At 62.3% G+C, this 21,120-nt stretch carries 25 protein-coding genes; 4 read left to right on the top strand and 21 right to left on the bottom strand.

Features of this window, described 5'->3' with window-relative positions:
* The first annotated feature begins 79 nt into the window (after positions 1–79).
* On the top strand, positions 80–211 hold the full coding sequence (locus LWC34_RS57425) for a hypothetical protein (RefSeq protein WP_284051881.1): 132 nt from the start codon (positions 80–82) through the stop codon (positions 209–211).
* 48 nt (positions 212–259) lie between these two features.
* Positions 260–991 (top strand): DUF7873 family protein, encoded by a 732-nt coding sequence (locus LWC34_RS43160; RefSeq protein WP_233731100.1) that lies wholly within the window; start codon positions 260–262, stop codon positions 989–991.
* A 246-nt stretch (positions 992–1,237) separates the two neighbouring features.
* Here the strand turns inward: LWC34_RS43160 and LWC34_RS43155 are convergent, their stop codons facing one another.
* The 11 genes from LWC34_RS43155 to LWC34_RS43105 all read right to left on the bottom strand — a co-directional run bounded on the left by LWC34_RS43155 (position 1,238) and on the right by LWC34_RS43105 (position 11,204).
* Entirely contained in the window at positions 1,238–3,037 is a 1,800-nt protein-coding gene (locus tag LWC34_RS43155; RefSeq protein WP_284051880.1) for a recombinase family protein, read from the bottom strand.
* 347 nt (positions 3,038–3,384) lie between these two features.
* Positions 3,385–3,702 (bottom strand): hypothetical protein, encoded by a 318-nt coding sequence (locus LWC34_RS43150; RefSeq protein WP_233731098.1) that lies wholly within the window; start codon positions 3,700–3,702, stop codon positions 3,385–3,387.
* A gap of 102 nt (positions 3,703–3,804) precedes the next feature.
* Entirely contained in the window at positions 3,805–4,641 is an 837-nt protein-coding gene (locus LWC34_RS43145; RefSeq protein ID WP_233731097.1) for an antirestriction protein ArdA, read from the bottom strand.
* Between the two features lie 19 nt (positions 4,642–4,660).
* Positions 4,661–5,722: a DNA-methyltransferase gene (locus tag LWC34_RS43140; RefSeq protein ID WP_233731096.1), complete on the bottom strand. Its 1,062-nt coding sequence runs from the start codon at positions 5,720–5,722 to the stop codon at positions 4,661–4,663.
* Entirely contained in the window at positions 5,719–6,531 is an 813-nt protein-coding gene (locus tag LWC34_RS43135) for a replication-relaxation family protein (RefSeq protein ID WP_233731095.1), read from the bottom strand. Before LWC34_RS43135 ends, LWC34_RS43140 begins: the two co-directional genes overlap by 4 nt.
* Positions 6,532–6,646: 115 nt before the next feature.
* On the bottom strand, positions 6,647–8,824 hold the full coding sequence (locus LWC34_RS43130; protein ID WP_233731094.1) for a type IV secretory system conjugative DNA transfer family protein: 2,178 nt from the start codon (positions 8,822–8,824) through the stop codon (positions 6,647–6,649).
* A gap of 414 nt (positions 8,825–9,238) precedes the next feature.
* Positions 9,239–9,886 (bottom strand): hypothetical protein, encoded by a 648-nt coding sequence (locus tag LWC34_RS43125; RefSeq protein ID WP_233731093.1) that lies wholly within the window; start codon positions 9,884–9,886, stop codon positions 9,239–9,241.
* A gap of 219 nt (positions 9,887–10,105) precedes the next feature.
* A complete protein-coding gene (locus LWC34_RS43120; protein ID WP_233731092.1) occupies positions 10,106–10,309 on the bottom strand; it encodes a hypothetical protein in 204 nt (67 codons plus the stop codon).
* On the bottom strand, positions 10,306–10,623 hold the full coding sequence (locus tag LWC34_RS43115; RefSeq protein WP_233731091.1) for a hypothetical protein: 318 nt from the start codon (positions 10,621–10,623) through the stop codon (positions 10,306–10,308). The genes LWC34_RS43120 and LWC34_RS43115 overlap by 4 nt, the downstream gene beginning before the upstream one ends.
* A gap of 8 nt (positions 10,624–10,631) precedes the next feature.
* Positions 10,632–10,961 (bottom strand): hypothetical protein, encoded by a 330-nt coding sequence (locus tag LWC34_RS43110; RefSeq protein ID WP_233731090.1) that lies wholly within the window; start codon positions 10,959–10,961, stop codon positions 10,632–10,634.
* Between the two features lie 15 nt (positions 10,962–10,976).
* Complete coding sequence (locus LWC34_RS43105) at positions 10,977–11,204, bottom strand: hypothetical protein (protein ID WP_233731089.1); 228 nt, start codon at positions 11,202–11,204, stop codon at positions 10,977–10,979.
* A gap of 499 nt (positions 11,205–11,703) precedes the next feature.
* Between LWC34_RS43105 and LWC34_RS43100 the strand changes: the two genes are divergently transcribed.
* Positions 11,704–12,252, top strand: coding sequence for a hypothetical protein (locus LWC34_RS43100; RefSeq protein ID WP_233731088.1), 549 nt, complete (start codon positions 11,704–11,706; stop codon positions 12,250–12,252).
* Positions 12,253–12,303: 51 nt separating this feature from the next.
* Positions 12,304–14,352 carry a tetratricopeptide repeat-containing protein gene (locus LWC34_RS43095; protein WP_233731087.1) on the top strand — a complete coding sequence of 683 codons (2,049 nt, stop codon included), beginning with the start codon at positions 12,304–12,306 and terminating at the stop codon, positions 14,350–14,352.
* A gap of 33 nt (positions 14,353–14,385) precedes the next feature.
* Here LWC34_RS43095 and LWC34_RS43090 read toward each other — a convergent pair whose 3' ends face one another.
* From LWC34_RS43090 to LWC34_RS43045, 10 genes are all read right to left on the bottom strand, one after another.
* Positions 14,386–14,667 carry a hypothetical protein gene (locus LWC34_RS43090; protein ID WP_233731086.1) on the bottom strand — a complete coding sequence of 94 codons (282 nt, stop codon included), beginning with the start codon at positions 14,665–14,667 and terminating at the stop codon, positions 14,386–14,388.
* Positions 14,668–15,075: 408 nt separating this feature from the next.
* The gene (locus LWC34_RS43085; protein ID WP_233731085.1) at positions 15,076–15,630 is read right to left on the bottom strand and encodes an ATP-binding protein; all 555 of its coding nucleotides are present in this window, start codon (positions 15,628–15,630) and stop codon (positions 15,076–15,078) included.
* Between the two features lie 53 nt (positions 15,631–15,683).
* Positions 15,684–16,043 (bottom strand): hypothetical protein, encoded by a 360-nt coding sequence (locus LWC34_RS43080; RefSeq protein WP_233731084.1) that lies wholly within the window; start codon positions 16,041–16,043, stop codon positions 15,684–15,686.
* Positions 16,043–16,690 carry a dTMP kinase gene (gene tmk, locus LWC34_RS43075; RefSeq protein WP_233731083.1) on the bottom strand — a complete coding sequence of 216 codons (648 nt, stop codon included), beginning with the start codon at positions 16,688–16,690 and terminating at the stop codon, positions 16,043–16,045. The genes LWC34_RS43080 and tmk overlap by 1 nt, the downstream gene beginning before the upstream one ends.
* A complete protein-coding gene (locus LWC34_RS43070; protein ID WP_233731082.1) occupies positions 16,690–17,553 on the bottom strand; it encodes an aldo/keto reductase in 864 nt (287 codons plus the stop codon). The genes tmk and LWC34_RS43070 overlap by 1 nt, the downstream gene beginning before the upstream one ends.
* Positions 17,531–18,109, bottom strand: a complete 579-nt coding sequence (locus tag LWC34_RS43065; protein WP_233731081.1) for a 3'-5' exonuclease — start codon at positions 18,107–18,109, stop codon at positions 17,531–17,533. The genes LWC34_RS43070 and LWC34_RS43065 overlap by 23 nt, the downstream gene beginning before the upstream one ends.
* Positions 18,106–19,257 (bottom strand): radical SAM protein, encoded by a 1,152-nt coding sequence (locus tag LWC34_RS43060; protein ID WP_233731080.1) that lies wholly within the window; start codon positions 19,255–19,257, stop codon positions 18,106–18,108. The genes LWC34_RS43065 and LWC34_RS43060 overlap by 4 nt, the downstream gene beginning before the upstream one ends.
* Positions 19,258–19,386: 129 nt before the next feature.
* Positions 19,387–20,214 (bottom strand): helix-turn-helix domain-containing protein, encoded by an 828-nt coding sequence (locus LWC34_RS43055; protein WP_233731079.1) that lies wholly within the window; start codon positions 20,212–20,214, stop codon positions 19,387–19,389.
* A gap of 25 nt (positions 20,215–20,239) precedes the next feature.
* Positions 20,240–20,755 carry a DUF6879 family protein gene (locus LWC34_RS43050; protein ID WP_372496825.1) on the bottom strand — a complete coding sequence of 172 codons (516 nt, stop codon included), beginning with the start codon at positions 20,753–20,755 and terminating at the stop codon, positions 20,240–20,242.
* Positions 20,756–20,763: 8 nt separating this feature from the next.
* On the bottom strand, positions 20,764–21,000 hold the full coding sequence (locus LWC34_RS43045) for a hypothetical protein (protein WP_233731077.1): 237 nt from the start codon (positions 20,998–21,000) through the stop codon (positions 20,764–20,766).
* Between the last annotated feature and the right edge of the window lie 120 nt (positions 21,001–21,120).

Genomic DNA, 21,120 nt, shown 5'->3' with positions numbered 1-21,120 from the left:
ACCTCCCCCGAAGTCATCAGGGTCGCGATAGACGGCCCCGACGCGGCCGGAAAACAACCATGGCCGCTGAGATCGGCGCGTGTCGGCAGGAAGGTCGTCCGGGCGAGCGTGGCAGGCGCACTATCGCGCAATCGCCGACCCGATCGCCTACGCCGACATCGTCGTCGACAACAACGATCCCAGCGCGCCAAAACTGGTTGCCGAGCGTTGATAGCCTTGCCGTAATTTCAGCTTTCCCAATCATGACAAGGTTTTCACAGTGACCAAGCTCAATCAGATCGTCGCGGTCGAAAAGGGCATCAAGACCCGTTCCTTCCAGGAACTGACCGACGCGCACCACGCACTGCAGAAGGCCGGGCTGCTGTCCGGTATTTCGCGGACCTACCGGCCGAAGGACGAGGAAGGCGAGCAGCTGCCGCCGGAATCAACCAAGGTTCAGGTCAAAGCCGAGGAGACGCTGCGCAAGACTGGCGAGATCCTCACCCGGTTGTTCGACGTGACCGCGACAAAGGACTGGTCGAACTGCACGGCCAAAGCCGACGTGAAAATCGACGGCGAGACGCTGCTCACCGGCGTCCCGGTCAGCTATCTGCTCTTCTTGGAGAAGCAGCTTGTCGACCTGCTGACGTTCATTCGCAAGCTGCCGACCCTCGACGCCGCCGAGTCGTGGGACTACGACGCGTCCGCCGACTGCTGGGCGACCGAGCCGGTACAAACCGTGCGTACCAAGAAGATTCCGCGCAACCACGTGAAGGCGGAGGCGACCGAGAAGCACCCGGCGCAGGTCGAGGTGTACTACGAGGACGTGACCGTCGGCTACTGGAAGACCGTGAAGTTCTCCGGCGCCATGCCCGCGAAACGAATCAACGAACTGGTCGAGCGAGTGGAAAAATTGCAGCAGGCGGTGAAGTTCGCGCGCGAAGAGGCGAACAACACGGAGATCACGCAGCAGAAGACCGGCGAGAAGGTCTTCGGATATCTGTTCGCGTGAGCCACGGGTGATCCGCTAGAGTCGGTGCCGCGCCAGGAGCGCAAGCTGAGGCTGAAAAGTCAGTTTGATCAGAGATCCGGAGGTGGAGGTTCGAATCCTCCCCGGCCTACGTCCTCAGGAGGACCCTGCTCAGTGCTTCGCACCTTCGCCGGGTCGTCCGTCATGATGTTGGGGGGACGACCCCCAAACCCCCGAAGACGGGCCGGTAGCCCAACTGGTAGAGGCGCCGGACGCTCGCCACGAAACTCAAACTATCGCTCCAGTTTCAGTATTCTGCCGTCGATCGCCAGATCGACCAGGAACGGACGAGTGCACCTGAGTTGCTGGTTCAACTCCAGCCTGGCCCACCATCGCGGTCTTACTTGAACCGTGGTCCGCAAGAACCACGGCAAGTAGGTCAGCGTCGGTAGCAAGATCGAAAGCGGCTCCATCCTCACTGAGGGTGGAGCCGCTTTCGTCGTTTGCGCTGGTCAGATCGCCCCCTCGGGTCACTGCTCCCGCCTCGACTAGGCCCTTGATGCCCTCGGTGAGGTCGTGCCCAGCGACCTTCTCGGCGTCGATGTGAAGCTTAGAAAAGATGACTTTGGTCATAGCTCGCTTCACAGCGTCGCTGCCTCGTCGGAAGAAGGCTTGCGGGTCGGCCAGTAGCGCGAGGGCGGCCGAGAAGAACTGTTGCCCTTCGTCCAGCTTGCTGGCGGTGTCGGCGAGCTGGCCCTGGATCTCGTTCCGCTCGCGTTCGAGGTCGGCAAGCTTCTTCTTGATCTTCTCCCTGGGCCACTCGGGGTCGTCCAGCAGGTCGAGCAAGCCGTCTTCCTTGGTCTCCAGCTCGTCCAGCCGGGCGTTCATGCGCTTCTTGAGGCTGCTGAGGTGGCCTTGCTCCAAGAGGAGGGCGTCATCGAGCTGGCGGCGTACCGCGGCCTGGAAGTCGTCGCGCAGCCGCACCGTGCCGAGGTGCGTATCTACAGCAGCCTCGATCTTGGCGACGGCGAGGTACGGCAGGTCACACAGGTGCTTCTGGCGCCCTCGACACAGGAAGTAGAAGTAAGTGCCGCCATTGCCCTTGCCGGGGATGAGCACGAGTCGCGCGCCGCAGCGGTGACACCAGAGGAGGCCTTTCAGCCAATGGTGGTGTCGGCGCTGGCGGGTGCCTCCGCCGCCACGCAGCGCAAGCACGCGCTGAACACGGTCGTAGGTTTCCTCGGTGATGAGCGCCTGGTGCCGGCCAGCGTACTCGTCGCCCTCATACTCGACGAAGCCGCAGTAGTAGCGGTCGGTCAGGATTTCGTAGAACTGGCTGAGCGACAACGGCTTGGCGGGGGTGCGTCGGGTCGGCCGCGTGCGCAGCCCTGCGGTGTTGATCCGCTCTAAGGCTTCCTCTGCGGTGTACTGGCCAGTAGCAAAGAGGTCGATGCCCTTGAGGATGAGCGGACCGCGCTCCGGGTCGATGGCGACCGTGCGAATCTCGCCACCTTCGGGCTTGGGTTCACGGACATTGAGGTAGCCAAGCGGGGTCGGACCGATTGTGCCGCCGTTCTTTGCCTTCTGACTCATCTTGTACTTAATGTCTGCGCCGCTTGCCTCCGACTGGTACTGGTCTACTGCGTGGATGATGGCTTCGACCATCGCACTCTCAGGGCTTTCGCCCATGTCGAGGATGGTGGAGACGACCCGTGTGCCGACCTTCTTGAGGTCGCGTTTTGTCATCCCCGCATCGACGCTATTTCGGAAGACCCGATTGAAGTGGTAGACGATTACATAGTCGATGTCCTTCTGAGTCTTAACCCAGGCGATCATCTCTTGAAACTTTGGACGCTTCTCGATGTTGGTAGCCGAGCGCCCCGGCTCAACGAACTCGCGGACGACATCCGCGCCGAGCGAGTCGGCCTTGCGCCTGCCTGCCGTCCGCTGAGCAGGGATCGAGTTGCCCTCAGGGTCGTAGTCGGTCAGCACTTGCCCCATAGTGGACACGCGGAGGTAGAGCACCGCCCGCTTGCGCGGTCCTCGCACCGTCGTAGCTAAGGCAGAATTAAGGGTTGTCTGGTTCATCGTTTTCTCCTTCCTCAGTTTTGTTTGCGTTTGTCATCATTTCGCGCCCTAGTATGACGACGATTTGTGCCATTAGGTCAACATCGACGTTGGCAAGCTGTTGCCCATGGACGCGCACCTCCCATTCGGGTTTTGATGACGGCATTCATTTTTCCTCCTGTTATTCTTGCAGTGACATTCTTTTGCGACAAGAAAGGAAAGCCTGTCCTCGGCGAATACAGGATGGCCTTACTCTGTTGCGCTCGTGCTGTGGTTTTTGCAGCTCTTGAGCTTGGGGAATGTGGCGACGGGTAGCAGAAATGAGTGCTACCCGTCGCCCTTCGAGGTGGAGTGCTGCCAGGTGGGTGCTATCCCTCAGCACTGGCCTTGCGGCTGCGGGTACTGGTGGGCTTGCTCGGTGTGGCGATCTCGCCACCGCCGAACAGTCCCTCGATAGCGCCTCGCCTGGCGGCGGCCTCGCGCTCGATGTCCTCCAGTGCCTTGCGGGCACGCTCGGCGAAGTCGGGTTCGCTTCGCTTGGCTTGGACGTAGTGCTCGACCGCTCGCAGGGCGGCATCTCCCAGGTTGATGCCGTCGAGCTGGGCGACGAGCGTGAACTGGGCGTGGAGTGCGTCGGGCAACTTGATGCCCAGCGTCTTCACGCCACCGTTGCGTGGCTCCGTCATGACGGAAACCCCTTCCTCGGTGTGGTGTGGCTGCCCATGTCCGCGTTGTGCGGATCAGAGGTGAGCAGCCACAGGCCACCGAGGACGGCGGCCCTTCAGGGCTCAGCGCATGAACACGTACAGGCGGCCGTCGGTGCCGGTCACGGCATCCCAGCTACGGGCGGCGTCTTCGGCCATCGCGGCGTAATCGAGGGTGACGTATGGCTGGAGCAACGGGTCGGTGATGCGTTCGCGCTGCTCTCGCCAGCCGAGGTCGTCCGCCACTTCGCGCATCCACGCTTCCCGGGACTCGTAGCTGCCGACGTAGAAGTCGTCAAACCGTTCGAGCATCGCCCGGTCGTCGGTGCCGTTGATCGCTACCCAGGCGCTGAAGGCGGCTCCGTGTTCGGCGACGCCCTTGGCCAGGATCGAGATGAGAGCGGTGTCGGTATAGCCGTGGAGATCGAGTCCGGCGAAGTCTTCGGTTGCCTGTACTGCCCACTCGGTCGCTTCTGGTGTTGGCGAACTGGCGAGCATGGCGGCGATGTCGTCGTTGAGTTCGTTCGGCTCTTGGTCGGCGTCGATCCACAGGCCGTGGGAGATGCCGCGCTGGGCGCTTGCCATGTCCGCCACGTAGATGCGGGGTTCGCACTGCTTCACGCGCTCAGCCGATTCGTCGGTGTCGTGGGTAGGCCAAGGGGCTTCCTCCTCTCGCTTGGGCGGTTCCACGGTGCGGCCGGTGATCTGGTCCTCGAACTCGATGAAAGTCTCAGCGTCATCGGGGTTCATGCCGAGTGCGATGAGTCGTTCGAGCTTCGCGCGCTTCTGCTGTCGCTCTCTGGCCGCGTCGATGCGCGCGTTCTCGATGTGTGCCTGTGTCTCGGGGTCGTCGGTGCCGTAGCTGTTGACCTCGGAGCGGTCGTGCTCACCTCCGTTCGGTTGATGTGGTTGCTGTTCCATGGGTCCTGCCCTCCTTTCGCTATGGGTTAGCGCCTTTTCCTTGGTGCTTGCTGTTCGCGTGTTTGGTGCGCCAGTCGGCAAGGCGGCGTTCGGCGAGTGCGGCGTACTCCGGGTTGAGTTCGATGCCGATCCAGTCGCGGCCGTGCTCTTCAGCAGCGATGGCGACGGTGCCCGCGCCCATGAAGGGATCAAGGACACGTCCCGGCCGCCAGCGCCGATGTCCGCACGCCGAGCGCAACGGACCAGTGGAGAGCTTGCGGCCGTCGATGACCTGGAAGGCTCGCCGCCACGGCCTACCGCACTCGACACAGACGCGCTCGGGACAGGTGCTCAGCAGCGGGCGGCGTACCAGTTCGGCCGGAAAGGTGGCGAAGTGCGCGCCTCGATAGTTGGCGGTGGCGAGTCGCCAGACGTCGCCGGGGTTCTTGCCCAAGGGGTGGCTGTCTCGTCCGTCCACCTTCATGCTGGCGAGTCCTTGGTTGAGGTCGATGCGGGGCGAGTTGCCGCCGCCGAGAGCGGGGACCGCCGCGCGGGGTGGATAGGTTGTGTGTGTCAGCCGCTTCAGCGCTGGCGCGGACGGTCCGGTGGGCTCTCTGATGGTGTCGAGGTCGAAGTGGTACCGCTGCGCGCGGGTGAAGAGGTAGACAAACTCGTGTGTCGTGGTCAGCCGGTCGGTGACGGAGGAGGGCATCGGGTTCGTCTTGGACCAGACGACCTGGTTCCGCAGCAGCCAGCCAGCGCTGACCAGCCGGAGCGCGACCCGCTGAGGGGCGAGTAGCAAGCTCTTCTTCAGGGCGCCGTCCTTGGGAGTTCGTGCGTAGCTGTCTCCGAGGTTGAGCCAGAGGCTTCCGGTCGGCGTGAGGACGCGGGCGAACTGCGTGGCGAGTGCTGCGATCTCGTCAGCCCAGGCGTCCACGCTTGCTTCCGCGCCGAGCTGGCCGTCATGCCCGTAGTCCCTCAGCGCCCAGTAGGGCGGACTGGTGATGATGGTGTCCACCGCAGCGTCGGGCAGCTCTGTCAGTCGGGCACGGGCGTCCCCTATGAGGATTTTGTTGAGCGGCAGGTTGGGGGCATGACTCATAGGGCACCTCCTTCGTGCTCGAGCTGGGTCAGGGATGGAAGCGCGTCGGTGGTGAGGCACACCGAGAACAGCGCACGGGCCTCGCTAGGAACCCGGCTGATGCTCTGGGCGACGGCTTGAAGCCGGGCGGCAGACGGAACGAGCCACCACACCCGAGGGAAGACCCCGTGCGTCTGCTGTTCCTGGCCGGTGCGCCAGTACGTCACGTAGACGGCCAGCTTGCGGACGATCGTCGGCAGGCTCTCGGTCGCCATGTCCTGCTCGATGAAGCTCGCCAGCTCGTAATCCCCGACACCAAGCCGCACGAAGGCGTCCGGCTTGAGCGTGATTGCCTGCCCGCCAAGGCCACCGAACCGGCGCCACGCTTCTGGCTCTCCGGCGAACTCCAGCAACTCGCTGGAACCCGTCCGGGCGTGTTCCACCAGGCCGACGTACAGGTCGGCCACAGCGAGCACATGTGCTTGGAAGGCGGGCTTGGTTTCGACGACCCGCCGATGCCGACGCGGGACCGGACTGTCGAGGCCGAGGACCGCGTGGCCCCAGCCGGAAAGACCGATGACGAAGCCTTCGCTTCCGGCCCGGATGCCACCCACGCGACGTGACAGGCGGACGATCACGCCGAGGTCGCTGAGTCGCTTGAGCGTGGCGCGAACCTTCCGCGCCTGGGTGACGGGATCGCCGTCCGGGAAGTGGAGGCGACGCAGTTGCTTCCCGGTGAGCAGACGCAAGGCTTCAAGATCACGAAGGATGGCCATGTCCCGGTCGGACAGCTTGTCCCGCAGCCGGGCGGCGTGCCCTCGGCGGCTCACTGGATGCCTCCGCACGGGGCGATGTGTCGATGGCGCGAGCGGAGCGTTTGCGCACGTGAGAGCCGTGCCGAAGTGATGCGATGGGTAGGGCGACCGGTAGGGAAACAGAAGCGCTTCACGACGTCCTCCGCTTCTTCATCCCAATAGCTCCGTCTGGTGTGTCACCTCCGCCCTGCCACCTCTTGATGAGCTGCGCGTCAAGCTCGTAAGGATCGACGCCATAGCGCTCAGTGATCTCGTAGCGGGCTGCTATGGGGTTTTCGGTGGCGGGCGGCAAGTCAGGTGTCTGCACGACGAACGGCGCGCTGGTCGCTCCATTAACGAGCACCTGGGCGGCAGCGTGGTAGGCGGGAAGTGTCATCAGGGTCTCGGCAGTTGCTTGGCCTCCGAGAACACCCGCGAGATCCTTCGCATCTGCCTTGGCCGGACGGAACGCCACGCGAGAACGAGTGTTCGCGAGCACTGCCGCGCGAAGCGACGGACTGAGCTGGGCCAGGTGCTGATGGGCCAGCGTGAAGCCGGTCGCCATCCCTCGGGCGGTGGCCAGCATGTCCCCGAAGTCCATTCCGGCCGTGAACGTCTGCCACTCGTCCACCACCACGGACACCGCGCGTCGCTTCGCTTGCGGTACGGCCGTTTGCCGCTGGACCGTCTCTCGGAGCTGGCCGAGCAGTAGGCTGCCGAGCAGTCGGGTCGTCTCAGGGCCGAGGCTGCCAGCGTTGAGGTTGACCAGCACGACAAGCGGCTTCTCGTACAGCTCATTCAGCCGCACGCTCGGAACCGGTTGACCAAGCAGACGGCGGATTGGATCGCGTGCAGTGAAAGCCCGGAGCTTGTTCAGGATGGGCATGACGACCCGCGAACGCTCCTGTTCGGACAAGCTGTCGAACCACGTCGCCCATGGCGCGATCGTCAAGCTATCGGTGGTCTTGGCCAGCACCCGACGCCGGAACCCGCTGTCCGTCAGGATGACAGGCACATCGGTCAGCGTCCCGTCCTCCAACCTGCTGGCCATGATCAGCGCGTGCAACAGCACGTCACTACTGCGCGGCCCGAGTGCGGCGCCGAACACCTCGCGGAACAGTTGCAACAGCGAGTCAGCTCGTCGCTCGGCATCTTCCCGCGGACCTGCCAGCGGGTTGAAACCCAGGACGGCGCTGGCGGTTCCCGGCTCGATCAGGCGGACATTCGGCAGGTGTTCACGAGGAAGACGGGCAAGCACGTCGGACACCAGGTCGCCCTTGGGCTCCAGGAGGAAGAGGCTCCGGCCCGCCTCGATGTCGCTCAAGATCCAGCGGGCGAGCATCGTGGACTTCCCGGCTCCCGTCGGTGCGATGACGTGCACATGGCTTGCCGTGCTCTTGACGGGCAGCCGCACGAGCATGTCCTTGGACTGCACGTGGACGCTGCTGCCGATGATCCGGTCGCCCTCGGCCTGCTTGAGGTCGTCGGCCGGAACGAGCAATGACCGCGGTGGTGGGCTGAACACGAAGCTGCGCCCCGGTACGGTCACGCCCTCCACCGGCCATCCGAGGAGGACGGCCAACTCGGCGGCGTTGACGCTCCCGCTCCATGTGCGGCGCTTGCCCTGCGCCCGCCAGAGCTGGGAGGCGATTCGGCTGGATTGCCACCATCCTTCGATATGTGCGTATGGTCCTGAGGCCAGCGAGAGCGCCGAGACAGCCGGGCCGATCAGTTGAGCGCCGCGCCGAGAGTCCTCGGCGACAGCGCCGACGCGACCCCGAACCCCGAATAGTGGTTCGGCGATCTTCTCCCGCCAAGCAGTGCGCTCACTGCTGTCAGGCTTGCGCGGTTCGACCATCCCCAGAGCCTCAAGCGGCGCGAACCGGGCTGGCCCTTGCGTCCGAGTGAAGCTCGGGCCGACGACCCACTGGAGCACGACTGCCTCCTGCTGCCCAAGGCGACGACGAAGTCCCAGCAAGCCAGCCGCCACTGCACCCGCCGTATCGAGCCGCAGCGGATAGGCCGGACTCGACGGCTGGATCTCCCGGGCCGTGACCGGCACCTGGCGCGGCGAAGACTTCACGGCAACAAGCGAGAGTCCAGGAAGTTGAGCGGACAGGTCGCCGGGGAGATGCCGCGCGATCTGCTCGTCAAAGCCGACAAGCCAGCGCACCGTGTCCTTGCTGATCCATAGTTCGAACACGACCACCGGCTGATGCCGCCGCACGCCGAGCTGCGGGCGACCAGCAAGTACGCGCACCATCCCGGTCAGACGGGCCAGGCTCAACCCATCGGGCGGAAAGGCTTCGCGCCATTCAAGCTCAGGCATAGGCGGCAACCTGAACGGCGTTGTTAATATTACGCTGACTTACATCAACGATACGCATAAGAGAAACCCTCCTTTCGGTAACACCGAGAAACAGAGGGGATACAATAGGCAAAACTGAACCATCGACGCCTTGACTTGGTATGGCGAGAAGGTGTGTAATAGCTATTGCATCCCCGGACTCGTTTCGCGGGATGTGTTAATTCGGTGAGTCGCTGTTCTCGCGTCATTACGGCACTGCTTGATCCTGGTCGATCAAGTTAGTGTCCGACGTGGTTCGCGGCTCACTTTTGATTGTGGCCTAAAGCACTATACTTTTGCAATTAACTTTCAGGATTACACAACACCGACAGGAACAAGCTCGCCTCTATTGCGGCGCATGCAAACGCGACAAGTGTTAAATGGTCGTTAAATCATCTAATCTTTGCGCAGTGTTCGAATGCTCCTCAGCACGTCACTCGCCACCGCGTTCGACACCTTCAGCGCCGCTCGCAGCTTGTCCCGGGTGATGGGACGGCCGTGCTGTTCGCGGTGCTCGGCGTCAAGCTGCCGCGCTCGGGCTACCAGCTCCGCGTCCGCGCCGGCCTGGTCGTCCGGGACGGCTGGAGACGGTTCTGCGGTCGTCCCGTGCATCGAGGCCAGCAGGCGGGGGCCGACCTCACTCCAGCCGATCAGCAACAACGGCGCGACCGCGTAGAAGCAGGCCTGCCCGTACGCGCCGATGATGATCGGGTGCGCCGTGTTCATAGCCAAGGTGGCCGTGCCGCTGAACAGCAGCAACAGCCTCGGCCCAAGCAGCCGTCCGTCGTACCCGTTCGTCCTCAGGTACTGCATCGAGGCCAACAAGGCGACCACCGACAGGTCGATGGACGGGGCCACCAGCGGGGCGATCCAGCCCGGCACTCCGAGCTGGACCCCCACCGCATACCCGTTGCCGAAGCCAAAGCAGAACGTCAGCCCCGCGATGATGAACACCACCGCCGTGACTGCGCGCCGCATTACCACCGCGGCTCGACCGGTGAAACCGGCTGCCGGAGCCTGACGTCCTTCGGGCGGGTACTGCATTACAGAACCGTCGTGATGGAAAGCTGGCTGTCGCGATAGACGCCGGACATGCACGCTTCCCGCCACACTCGGCGTAGCTCGATACCGAGCCGCCGATAGCCCTCCTCGCGATCGCGACGGGCTTGGTCTTCATCCTCTACGAGAAGTTGTTTGCGAGTACATCTGGGCACACGTCTCCCGTCTTACGAATAGCAGAATGAAATGGGTGAAGCTGAGGCGCTACTTGTAACGCCTGCGGAATACCACCGAATAGACGCCGACGACCACGACCAGCGGCACCACGACAGGAATAAGCGCGGCCAACACGTCCAGCGCCACATACGCCGCGAGCGACAGCGCCAGCACGCCGATCGCGAGGCCGATCAGCCGACCGGCCAGCGGTGGCCGGGGCGTGCCGGGGTCACGGCGAAGCCACGGGATCACGAGGACTCGCCGTGCCGGTGGAAGGTGATCTTGCCGTTCTCGAAGCTGACGCCGCTCAAGCCGACCTGTGTGAACTTCTGCCGGGTGGCCGCGTCCTTGGCGTGCGCGATCTCCCATGCTCGCCAGGACGCCATCTGATTGAGCGCCGTGGCGAGCTCGAAGTACCGCTCTGACCCCACCGCCTCCCGTAAGCGAGCGCGGTGCTCGGCTGCGGTTGTCGGCGAGTTCAGCAGCTTGGCCAGCGGCGCCGCTCTGATGAGCAGGTCTGCCAGCGAGCCGACTACCTCGTCCATGCCCTTGCTCTTCTTGTCCATGACTGGCCTCACTCCCACCGGCCATCGACAACGGAAGGGCCGGAGTCTTCATCAGGCCACTTCGGCCCAGGGAAGCGAGGACGGCCGGCCTCTGCGGGCCACGACGGCTCACGGCTCGACGGTCTGCCAGCCTCGTGCTCGGCTCGCCGCATCGCGTCACGCGCCCAGAAGAACACTTCGTTGACCTTGCGGGCCTGCTCCAGCGCCATCCACTCGGCGTCCAGGACGTCCCGCTGCACGTCGAGCGGCTTCCGCTCGACGTGGGCTCGGTCCTGACCGATCTCGTAGCCGACCCAGATCAGGAAGGTCAGCGATCCCGTGACCAGCAGAAAGATCAAGAAGCCTTCCATGGTTCAGCCCATCCCGGTCTCGGCCACGATCCGGGCGAGGGTGCCTGTGACCGTATCGACGATCGCCTTGTACCGGGCATCGCCGAGCGGGTTGCGCTGGAGCGCCTGTGCCTCGAGTTCGGTCAGCCCTTCGACGGCCCGCAGCGCCGTGTACGCGACGTACTCCACGGCCTGGGTGCGGGCGGCCTGAACGATCGCCCGGCCGTGAACAAGGTCAACTTCGCTCCGCACGGCTCGCTCAAGGCGAGACGGTGAGGGACGACCGCTTGCGCGTTCGAGTGCATCGCCGCTGGTACGGCGACTGAGGGGGTGGGACATCGGAAGTCCTCCTTTTCGGTGTTGGAGAAGAATGCGTGGACGCTCTCAACATCCACGCATTCTCTTTACTACTTGTCTTTCCTGTCGGTCCCCATGACTGACCTGGCATCGCGCATGAATTGCTGAGCGCGGCCCAGTAAATAGGCGGCCATGATGAGACCGATCTCCCATATAGGGGACACATCGCCTCCTTGGATATTGAGTTATCAAGCAACGAAGTGGGACAAGACAAATTCAACAAGGCGCCCGCCGCTGGAGACAGGGTTTGCCACACGGGTTGGCGCACATACTGCATGCGGCAACCCGTGCGGCAAACTCTTGACGAGGCCGACGATGCTCTCGCACGCATGGTAGACATATTGCAAAAGTCGAAGCCATGTTCCATAGTTGATCTTGTAAATAAGGAATCGCTATGGAGCATGAACCCACATCAACGCCAGAGAGATTGGAAGAGGAGGAGCTGCCTACAGGAGTATTTAACTTTGAGAAGCTGCCGATCGAGTATCTGATCACGCTTATAAAATGCGTGGAGGGTGCGGGATTTCCCGACTATGACGATCCCAATAAGGGAGACAGGAAGGCGCAAGAGTTGGGTGGGGTAATTGAGCGCGACCTCTTGAACTTTATCGAGCAGTCACCCGACAAAGCGAAAGAGTTTTTCGACGCCTTCATCGAGAACGGAAATAAGGATACGAAACTGATGGCCGTCAACGCGCTTGCCGAGCCGCTGGCGATTCAACTGGCCAATGACCGTGAGAAGCAACATCACGTCATAAATCGCTGGACGTCGCTCCTTCATGACGAAGATGAAGAGGTCAGGGACGCCGCGTACGAAACGCTCATGTCTCTCAGCCTGGAGCAACCCGACTGGTTAGATGAACCTAAGGCATGGGAGGTTGCGGGTGAGATCGAGCGCTCCCGAGGGCGAGGCGACGCCTACCGTAGCGGACCCGCACAGTAGCAGCGCCGTCACGGTGCGTTCAATGTCTCGGTCGAAGGCATACTGAGACACGTGCCTGGGATTGGTGACCTTGCTGGCGAGCTGAACGACGTAGTTCAGCGAGTACCGTCGCGCGCCTTTCAGAAGCTTGAAGGCCACGGTCCGCTTGAGCTGCCGCATCTTTGGGCCGTGGCCGAGCGCGTCCTGCCCGGTGCCTGGGAGACCGATCCGTCCGACGCTCTGGAACAACTGCTCCGACTGGCGATCGATCGTTTGGAGGGCGATTTCAACGGGGCCATAAGCAACCAGCACGCGGCTTACCTTCTCTTCAACCTTGATGGCGCACCATCGTTGCCCGAAGTCAAACCGCTGGATCTTGATGGTGTCGACGGCAAGCACTCTTCGAAGATCATTCAGCGGTTGAAAAAGGCCGCCGTTCTCCCACCTCGGGGCCGAACACACCAGCCGCACGTCACGCAGCTGCGGCGATCGCTGGCGAAGATCATGCTTGACCCCGATTTTGGACATGAGAACACCTCAATTGGACAAACGTCACCTATTGATCCACTTGCTGCAACCAGTCAGCGCTTTTGGCTCGACTTAGATCGAGGCCGCGGTAACGAACCATACGTACACAGAACGCATATAGAATCTCGATTTCGACGGCTGCGAGAACTGAAAGTACCGGTCATCTGCTTCGTTGGGCCGCCAGGAATGGGCAAGACAAAAGTTGCCGAAGAACTGACGAAGACCGAAAAACATCCGGGCGGAGTGACAGTCCGAATCAACGCGGGTAGCGATGAGCAGTTGGAGCGGTCATTATTCGAAGTCCTGAGAAGCGTCGGTCACGAACAACCTCCCCATGGTCTTGCGGCGCTGGAATCTACGTTTCAGACCTACGTCGTCCAGAATTCGCCATGGTATGTGTTTATAGATAACATTACTGATGCTCGCCTCGTGCCACGCCTCGTTCCATCAACGGCTAAAACTACCGTGGTACTGACTTCGGGTCAGCGGCTTTCGGAAATTCCGGAAGAATACGCTATTGCTGTCGCTCAGCTTGAACCGGATGAAAGCGTCGCCCTCATCTTGAAATTACTTCCGCGCTGCACAAAGGCCGAGGCTGGTCGACTCGCCAGCGTCCTCGCTTATCATCCGATGGCGATAACGGCCGCATGTGGCCTGCTTGGTCAGGATGACTCGATCTCCATCAATGGATTCTGTTCGGGATTGCGCGAGGTGGCCACAACGGTTTTCGATGGGTTGTCACAAGACGGTCATCAGAACCTGGTTGCCATTTACAGAAACACATTGGCAGCGTTGAATGCCGTGGATCCTGCGGCTCGCTTGCTACTGGAAATGATCGCACACTTAGGGGATGATTCGATTCATAGCAGCGTCCTTGTATTGGGCCTCAAGTACGTCGATCAATATAAGACAACGAGAATCGAACAGCGTAAAGTTATTGCGAAACGTGCAGTCTTAATACTTCGCGATCGCTTCTTGGTCTCCGTCGAAGATGACTTCATCAGGCTGCACCAGCTCGCGCGTTCGATCGTGCGCGGCTTGACGTCCGAGCGGGCACCCGAGTTGCGGCAAGCGTTATTCAGCGGACTGTTGAAAGTTGCTGAAAAGATCGTTGAATATGCGCATAACACGCCAAGTGTATCCACTGAGCGACGACTTGAATCATTTGGATCCATTTTCCGTTTTCTTGGTTCTCATTTAGTGGATCTCTTGCGTCGAGAACTTGGCATCGATGAATTAGAGCCTGATGCCTGGGCAATCCATAGGCATGTAGAAGCACTCTATAAGGCAGTCGCGGCCATTTTGACTGTCGTCGGTGTCGATCCGCTGAGGACACTTGTGGCGGTTGTCGCGGGACCACACGATTCATATGAGGTTCGACTTGTGGCCACGCAGGGTGAGCTTCCCCTGCAGATTGGCATAGAGCTGGATCGTGCAGAACTAGACGAAGCGGCGGGCCCTAGTCGCAAGTTTGTTATCCAACGTGGTAGGCGTCGGTATACGATCGGGGATCGGCGCGTACAAATGCCGATCATGTTATGGGCGCGAGCCGAAGACATGGAGAGTGCAAGTTCAAAGCGACTTGACGATTAGTTTGTGTTTCACAGCGTTAGAGACATAAGTAACTTACCTGCCTCGGGCGGCGAGTACCGCATAGCGCATCCCAAAGAGTTCGAGAACGACAGAGTTATAGTTGTCATCGTCCATCTCGTCGGCCTCCGGAGACAGTAACCGTTGACCTGACTTGTCTTGTTGCTTATTGAGGATTAGCCAGCCAAGCGTATCCACCGAGAAGGTCGCCCGCGCGTCGGCTGCAATCCCCGGCAGGCCGGAAAGATAATCGGTCTCGGCGATAACGTATTGCTGCCCTTGAATGTCGCAAAGGTAAAGGAATCGGTGGCTACTCATGGAAGCTCTCCCAATTAAAGGCTCGTTCATCCACGAAGCATCGCACTTGAAGGTGAGGCATGCTCTTGACGATCACCTCGGCCAAGACGCCGAGTATTCCGGAAGGTTCGCGGATGAAGTCGAGGTCCGCGAGAAAAAGACTGTGTGTGCCAGGTTGATCGGCCCTATCAAGCGCGTGAAGCAGGCCAGGATACTTCAGCCGGTCAGGTTCGACCTGCCAATCATGGTAGATCCGAGACAGGTGCAGCTCGTTCTGCAAACAGAACCACGTCATGGTGGCGCGCATCCGCAGTATCTCTTGATCGCTCGGGTTGCGGCCCCTGATGTACCCGTAGCACGTCGGCCAAATACCGCGCGAGGGTCGGCAGTGAACTGGCTCGACTGAGCTGGATGGTTCATTCTCCATGGCTACAGGCTTTCTAGTCCGTCCCGAATCCTCTGAAGAAGCTCGCGGACTACGTCCGGCGCCGGCTGTTCGGTAGACCCGGGCGGCACAGGCAGTGGCCTGCGTTCGCGCTTGGGCAGTCCGGCTTCTGTTCGCTCGTATACCGCTATCTCAGCCCAGTTCACCCGGCCCCGCGGCGTCACGGATGAACCCCAGCGATTAGCCAGCACGTCAACCAGCCCAAGCCCGCTCGACTCATCCGCGTAGCGGTCATCAGGGAGGACGAGCGCTTCATCGCCTGCGTCTGTGACCTCGAAGACGATGTGCCGCTGGTAGCCGAGCAGCCTCAACTTGATGGGCTTGAGTTCCGTGATGCCCTGCCAGCTCGTACCCTCGCGCGGTTTGGTCGCCTCGACGGAGAGCGTCACCAGCTCGATGCCGACCGTCTCCATGTGCTCCTCGATGAAGAGCGCGTCCCAACGGCGCAGGGTGTCAGCGATGAACATGCGGGCAACCGCGACGGCCGTAGGCAGGGCCACCAGCTCCAGGGTGGCGAGAAACCGAGGCTCTTCACGCATCCGGGGCACCTCGGCTTGAACGGGGAGAGCTCTACTCACCTGCACGGGGACGCTCATCGCGGCGTCCAGAGCAGGCTTGAACGTTTCACGAGCGACGGAGCCCCCGGCTCGCCTGGTTCGGGAAGCCCAAGCAGCTCGAAGACGACTTCTTGGATGTCGGAGCCTTCCTTGGACCAGACGCACCCGCCGCCGTACTCGTCGGCAAGTACGCGGGCCGCACTGACGTTCGTGCGGTCAAAGACGAAGATCGCGTCCGTGTACTGCTGGCGGCTGAAGCTCCCCGCGATCCCTTCAATGGGACCACCAGCGTCCTGGATCGTCCGGAAGATCCACCCCGCTTCCCGTACATCGAGGAGCTGTTGAAGCTCCGGGTATAGCCGTATCGCGTCGGCGTTCGTGACCGGCTGGTTCATCAGCTCGACACCTCGTTCCGAGCGAGCAGGACCACGAGCTGGTTGCGGATAATCGCCGCGGACTGCTCGGGCGGGCGGCTGGAACAGTCCACCTGCAGTACCTCGAAACCCGCGCGGTTCAAGGTCTCGGTTGCTTGCCGGTAGAACTCCACTTCGGTCTGACTGCTGCCAGGCGTGTACTGGAAGCGGTTGTGTGGACCGCGCTCGCTCAGGCGTTCAGCGATCACCTTCGGGTCGGCCTCGAGGATGACCGTTAGGTCCGGCTGTTCAGCCTCTTCGTTGAGTTGCCACAAGAACGCGGGGTCAACGCCATCGAAGCGCTGGATGACGAGGCCCGACGCGATGTAGCGATCCGATATGACCGTGTGGCCGCTCTTCAGGTGCGGCTTGATCTCGGTCTCGACGTGGTGATACCTGTCGGCCGCGTACAAGCAGGCGAGCGCGTGCCCAGTGACCGTTTCGGTCAAGTCGCAGGCGAGCTTGCCGATAGGTCCGCTGGATGGTTCGGCGGTCACGTGGACGTGTGCGCCTTCGGCAACGAGCATCTGGGCCAGGTGGTGAACGATCGTGGTCTTCCCCGCGCCGCCCGGTCCGTCGACGCTGACGAACAAGCCGCGTTGATGGTCAGAAAAGGGCCGGGGGTTCATCATCGCCCCTTCCCGACTTCTGACCGCACGGTCTTGGTAGCCGCCACCTCGATAGCGGCCATGCCTTCGCGGGTGAGGTTGATCTGATGGGCCGCCAGGTTCTCGTGGAGACGCGCGCTGCAACTGGTTCCGGGGATCGGCATCATCACGGGCGACCGGTGCAACAGCCACGCCAGTGCGAGCTGGGCAGGCGTCGCGCTGTACTGGGTAGCCAGCTCGTGAAGCACACCGTGAGGCTCCGCGAGCCGACCTGATGCCAGCGGGGCGTATGGCACAAAAGTGATACTGGCGTTTTCGCAGTAGCGAAGAACCTCCTCGAACACCCGGTTAGAGACGTTGTACTTGTTCTGCACGGCCGCGACGGCAATCAGCTCGCTGGCCTCACGGATCTGACCGAGGTCCGCCTTGGACAGTCCGATGTGGTGGATCTTCCCTTCAGCCTGCATGTCCCGCAGCACGCCGAGTTGGTCTTCCAAGGGAACGGCGGGGTCGATGCGGTGGAGGTAGTACAGGTCGATCCGTTCGACCTGGAGCCGCCGAAGACTCATCTCGACGCACTGGCGCAGGTACTCCGGCCGCCCACACGGTGCCCACCGGTCGGGACCTTGGCGAGTGAGGCCGCCCTTAGTGGCGATGACCAAGCCCTCAGGGTAGGGATGCAACGCTTTTCGGATGTACTTCTCCGCAGTGAACGGGCCGTAGGCGTCGGCGGTGTCGATGTGCGTCACGCCCGCGTCGACCGCATCTCGGAGCACCTGCATAGCCTGTTCCGGGTCGTCCGGTGCGGCCCAGTGGCCAGGGCCGGTGAGCTGCATGGAGCCGAAGCCGAGGCGGTTCGAGCTAGAAAAGAGCTGGCTCGTCATCAGAGCTACCCCCTGTCGGTTGATCCCGGAGTTCTTCGAGGCTCCGCCGGCCTGCGAGATGCACGAAGAGCCGGGCTGTCACAACGGCGTCATACGTGGCCCGGTGCGGCTGGTCTTCCCCTTCAAGGCCGTGACCCAGGTCGAACTCTTCGACCAGTGAGCCAAGCTTGTACGTCTTCCGGTCAGGCAGCAGGCGCCGGGCGAGCTTGAGCGTGTCGAACACTTCTGGGCACTCCCAGTCGCCGAGCTTGCGCTGAAGAACGCCGACATCAACGTGGGCGTTGTGGGCGACGAGAGCAGAGGCGTCCAGCGCCTTCAGTACGTCGGCTTCCACGTAGGCGAACACCGGGGCGTCGACCACCTGCGCGTTGCTGATGCCGTGAATCCTTTGGGCGAAGTGGGCGATCGGTAGGTCCGGCTTGACCAGCCAACTCTTCGGCTCGCCGATGATCCCCCCCACGATGGGCACCGCGGCCAGCTCGACCAAGTCAGGCGGCTGCTGGCCGTTGCCCTCAACGTCAACGACCACGTAGTCCAGCGTCGTCCAGTGGGTCATGCCGAAGTTTCCTTCCATCCGATGTCAGCGCGGCCGTGCCGGTTCGCGTGGTGCGGGTGACGCTCGTCGTGAACCTGGAACCGAAGCGCGTGCTGAAGGAAGTAGCGCGGTTGCTCGGTCTCCAGGCCGGACACGACGACGGCCCGTTCAGTGATGTCTACGACCTTCAGGTTGCTCGCTTCGGGCAACACGCTGGCGACTTGGTGTACGTCTTCAACGGTCGGCGTCCAATGAGCGCCCGCGCACAGCTCAAGCTGACTCAGCGGGCAGATGTCACACAGTTCCCGGATGCCATAGTGGCCGTTGTAGTCGGGAAGACCATGAGCGTAGGAGACAGCGCACGACGTCTTGCGGAACAAGGCCGACGAGTGGGAGAAGGCATCGAGCACGCGACGCTCCAGCGTCTCGGGCACGATCTTTCGGCGCGCGGTGTTGTCGTAGGGCTCCGGGATGCCGTTCGCCTTGTAGTACTCGGCGATCTGGGCGCGGTAGAACAGGCCGGTGAAGACGGTCGCGTCGGCGTGCTTGCTCAACTCGTGCGCGGCGGCCAGGTGCTCATCGGTGTCGTTGAGGCCAGGGACGAGGGGCCGCCAGTAGAGCACCGTCCGGTACTTCCGTACCGATGGCGCGCTCATGAGCTTCAGCGAGTCGGCCGCGACGTGCGACGGGTACGGCTCGATCTTCTCGTTGTCGATGCCGGAGTACGTGAACAGCAGCGTCACCTTGAGGTGGCGCAGCTGGTTCAGCCGGTCAATGTCGTACGGCTTGAGCTGGTGGCGGGTGATGACCAGGACGTGGTTCGTCAGCTCGCGCTCGTCCAGGTCTTCGAGAACCGCGAAGGTGTGCGGACGCACCTTGGGCAAGAACGGCTCGGTCGCCCGGTTGAATAGCTGGACCGGCGTAACGTGCGGCTGGAAGTAGCGGTGACTGACCAGCTCCTCCACGGCCTGCGCGTCGGACATGAGGGCAACCGGCTGGTTCGCGTCCCACAAGCCGTACGTGTGCCGGATGCAGTAGGCGCACCCGAGCGAGCAACCCTGGATGTGGTTCAGGCTCAGGCCGCTCTTGCGGTACTCGACCACCTCTTGGGCACGCTCGGGCAAGCGGTTGATCTGGTCCTTGCTGAGCAGGGGCACGGGCGTGATCACGTTGCTCTTCTCCAAGGTCAGCCGGGTGAGGGCTCCTGGAGAGTAAGCAAGTGGACACGCGTCAGCACAGCAAGTTGCTCGTAGTTGCTCGCAACATAAGAAGTAGTGAGATGCAGGAGCAACTAGGCGCTACTCGCCCGGAAGGTGTTCTGTCAGGTCGTCCATGACGCGCGTGATGATGGCGCGGGCGGACCGGCCGTAGCTGGCGACGGCCGCCAGCTCGTTGAAGACGTTCGCGTACAGCTCGACCTCTTGCGGTTGGGCAAGGTTAAGGGCAGCCGAGTACGTCTCGACCAGCACTTTGTCTTCGTCGTAGATCCAAAAGCCGTGCCAGGGGGACGCGGTGTACTGGGTCTCGAAGCCGATGATCCCGAGCTTGACGTTGGGAAGCCCGGAGATGGAGACGAGCCGGTCAAGCTGGCCGAGCATGACCGGCGCCGCGCACATACGGAAGCGCAGGGCGGCCTCGGTCAGGATGAAGTGGAAGCGCTTGTCCGGCCGGTAGAAGATGTCTTGCCGCTTGATGCGGCCCTCTACCGCCTCGTTGATGTCGTTCGGCAGCTTGAAGATGCGGATGCTCTCGGCGAAGCGAACGCGGGCGTACTCGGCTGTCTGGAGAAGGCCGGGAATCACGGTCGATTCGAACACACGGAAGAGCCGCGTCTTCTGGTCAAGCTCGGCGAGTGAGTTCTGCCGCGGCCGGATACCACCACGAAGGATGCGCTGCCACTCGGCATGTTGAACCTCAAGGGTGTGGAGCGAGGCGAGCAGCGCGGCCTTCTGACCCTCGCTGCTCGTCGCCTTCGTCCACGCCTCGATGTCGCTGACGCTCGGTGTCTGCTTGCCGTTCTCGATCTTGGAGACCTTCGAGGTCTGCCATGACAGAGGCTCCGCGAGCTGCTTGCCGGTCAGTCCGGCTTGTTCGCGCAGCTCGCGGAGCCGTCCGCCGAGCGCCATGCGTGCCTCATGAACGTTCGAGACATCAGAGGCTTTGTTCCTTGGCAAAGTCGTCCCGCCGCACCGCGTGATGCCACGCAGCATCACGCCAGTAGTTGTGTTGAACTATCTCGTCCGGATCTTCGATGACTTCACCGCCCAGGAAGCCCATGCGGTCATCGAAGTGCATCCGAACCAACTTGCGCGAGTCGAACAGCCAGTAGTCGTGCTGCGGCAACTCGCCGGCGAAGTCGCGAGGAAGATAGCGGATGTCTTCGCCAGCTCCACCGGTGAACTGCGAGCACCAGACACCGAACCGGCTGTAGTCCGTGAGCGGCATCGTCACCACACGGACCCGGCTGAAGCGTCGCCCCGCGGCCGTCGCCTCGCGGAGCATGTCCAGCCAGCTCTGCATCCACGGCAGATCGTCCGGCTCGCCAGCGAGGAACTTGCGCAGAGATTCGTTCTCGTACGTCGCGTCGTACTGGTCGAAGGTCTCCAGGCGGAAGGCCGTGTGCTCGAAGGTGTGGAAGAGCTGCCTGAACTCCGAACCTGGCTTGATCAGCTCGGTCAGGACTGTCCCTCCTCCTGAGCAGAGCGGCGGGCGTAGAACTTCAGGACTTCCTCGGGGATCTCGATCAGGGTCTCATGGTCGGGGACTGGCCCAATGTCGGCCAACACCTGCGGGTCGGTCACCTTCCAGCCCTGGGCGATGTACGTCACGCGGTCGGTCCGGTCAGTGGCGAACAGCGTCGGCGAGTTGTCGACCTGTGAGTCGGGGTCCTTGCCGAGGAACCTGGCGCGCATCCTGCCTCCTATGCGAGCAACTTGCGGGTTGTTGCTCACCCATCGTGACGGAGGCGATCACGGGCGTCAACGGGAGCAGGATAGGTAGGCGCTGATCGTGGGCTTGACGTGCGGAAACAT

This window comes from Kibdelosporangium philippinense (assembly GCF_021390435.2).
GTDB classification, from domain to species: domain Bacteria; phylum Actinomycetota; class Actinomycetes; order Mycobacteriales; family Pseudonocardiaceae; genus Kibdelosporangium; species Kibdelosporangium philippinense.
Note: the sequence above shows the minus strand (reverse complement) of the source record. Positions and strands in the feature narration are given on the sequence as shown.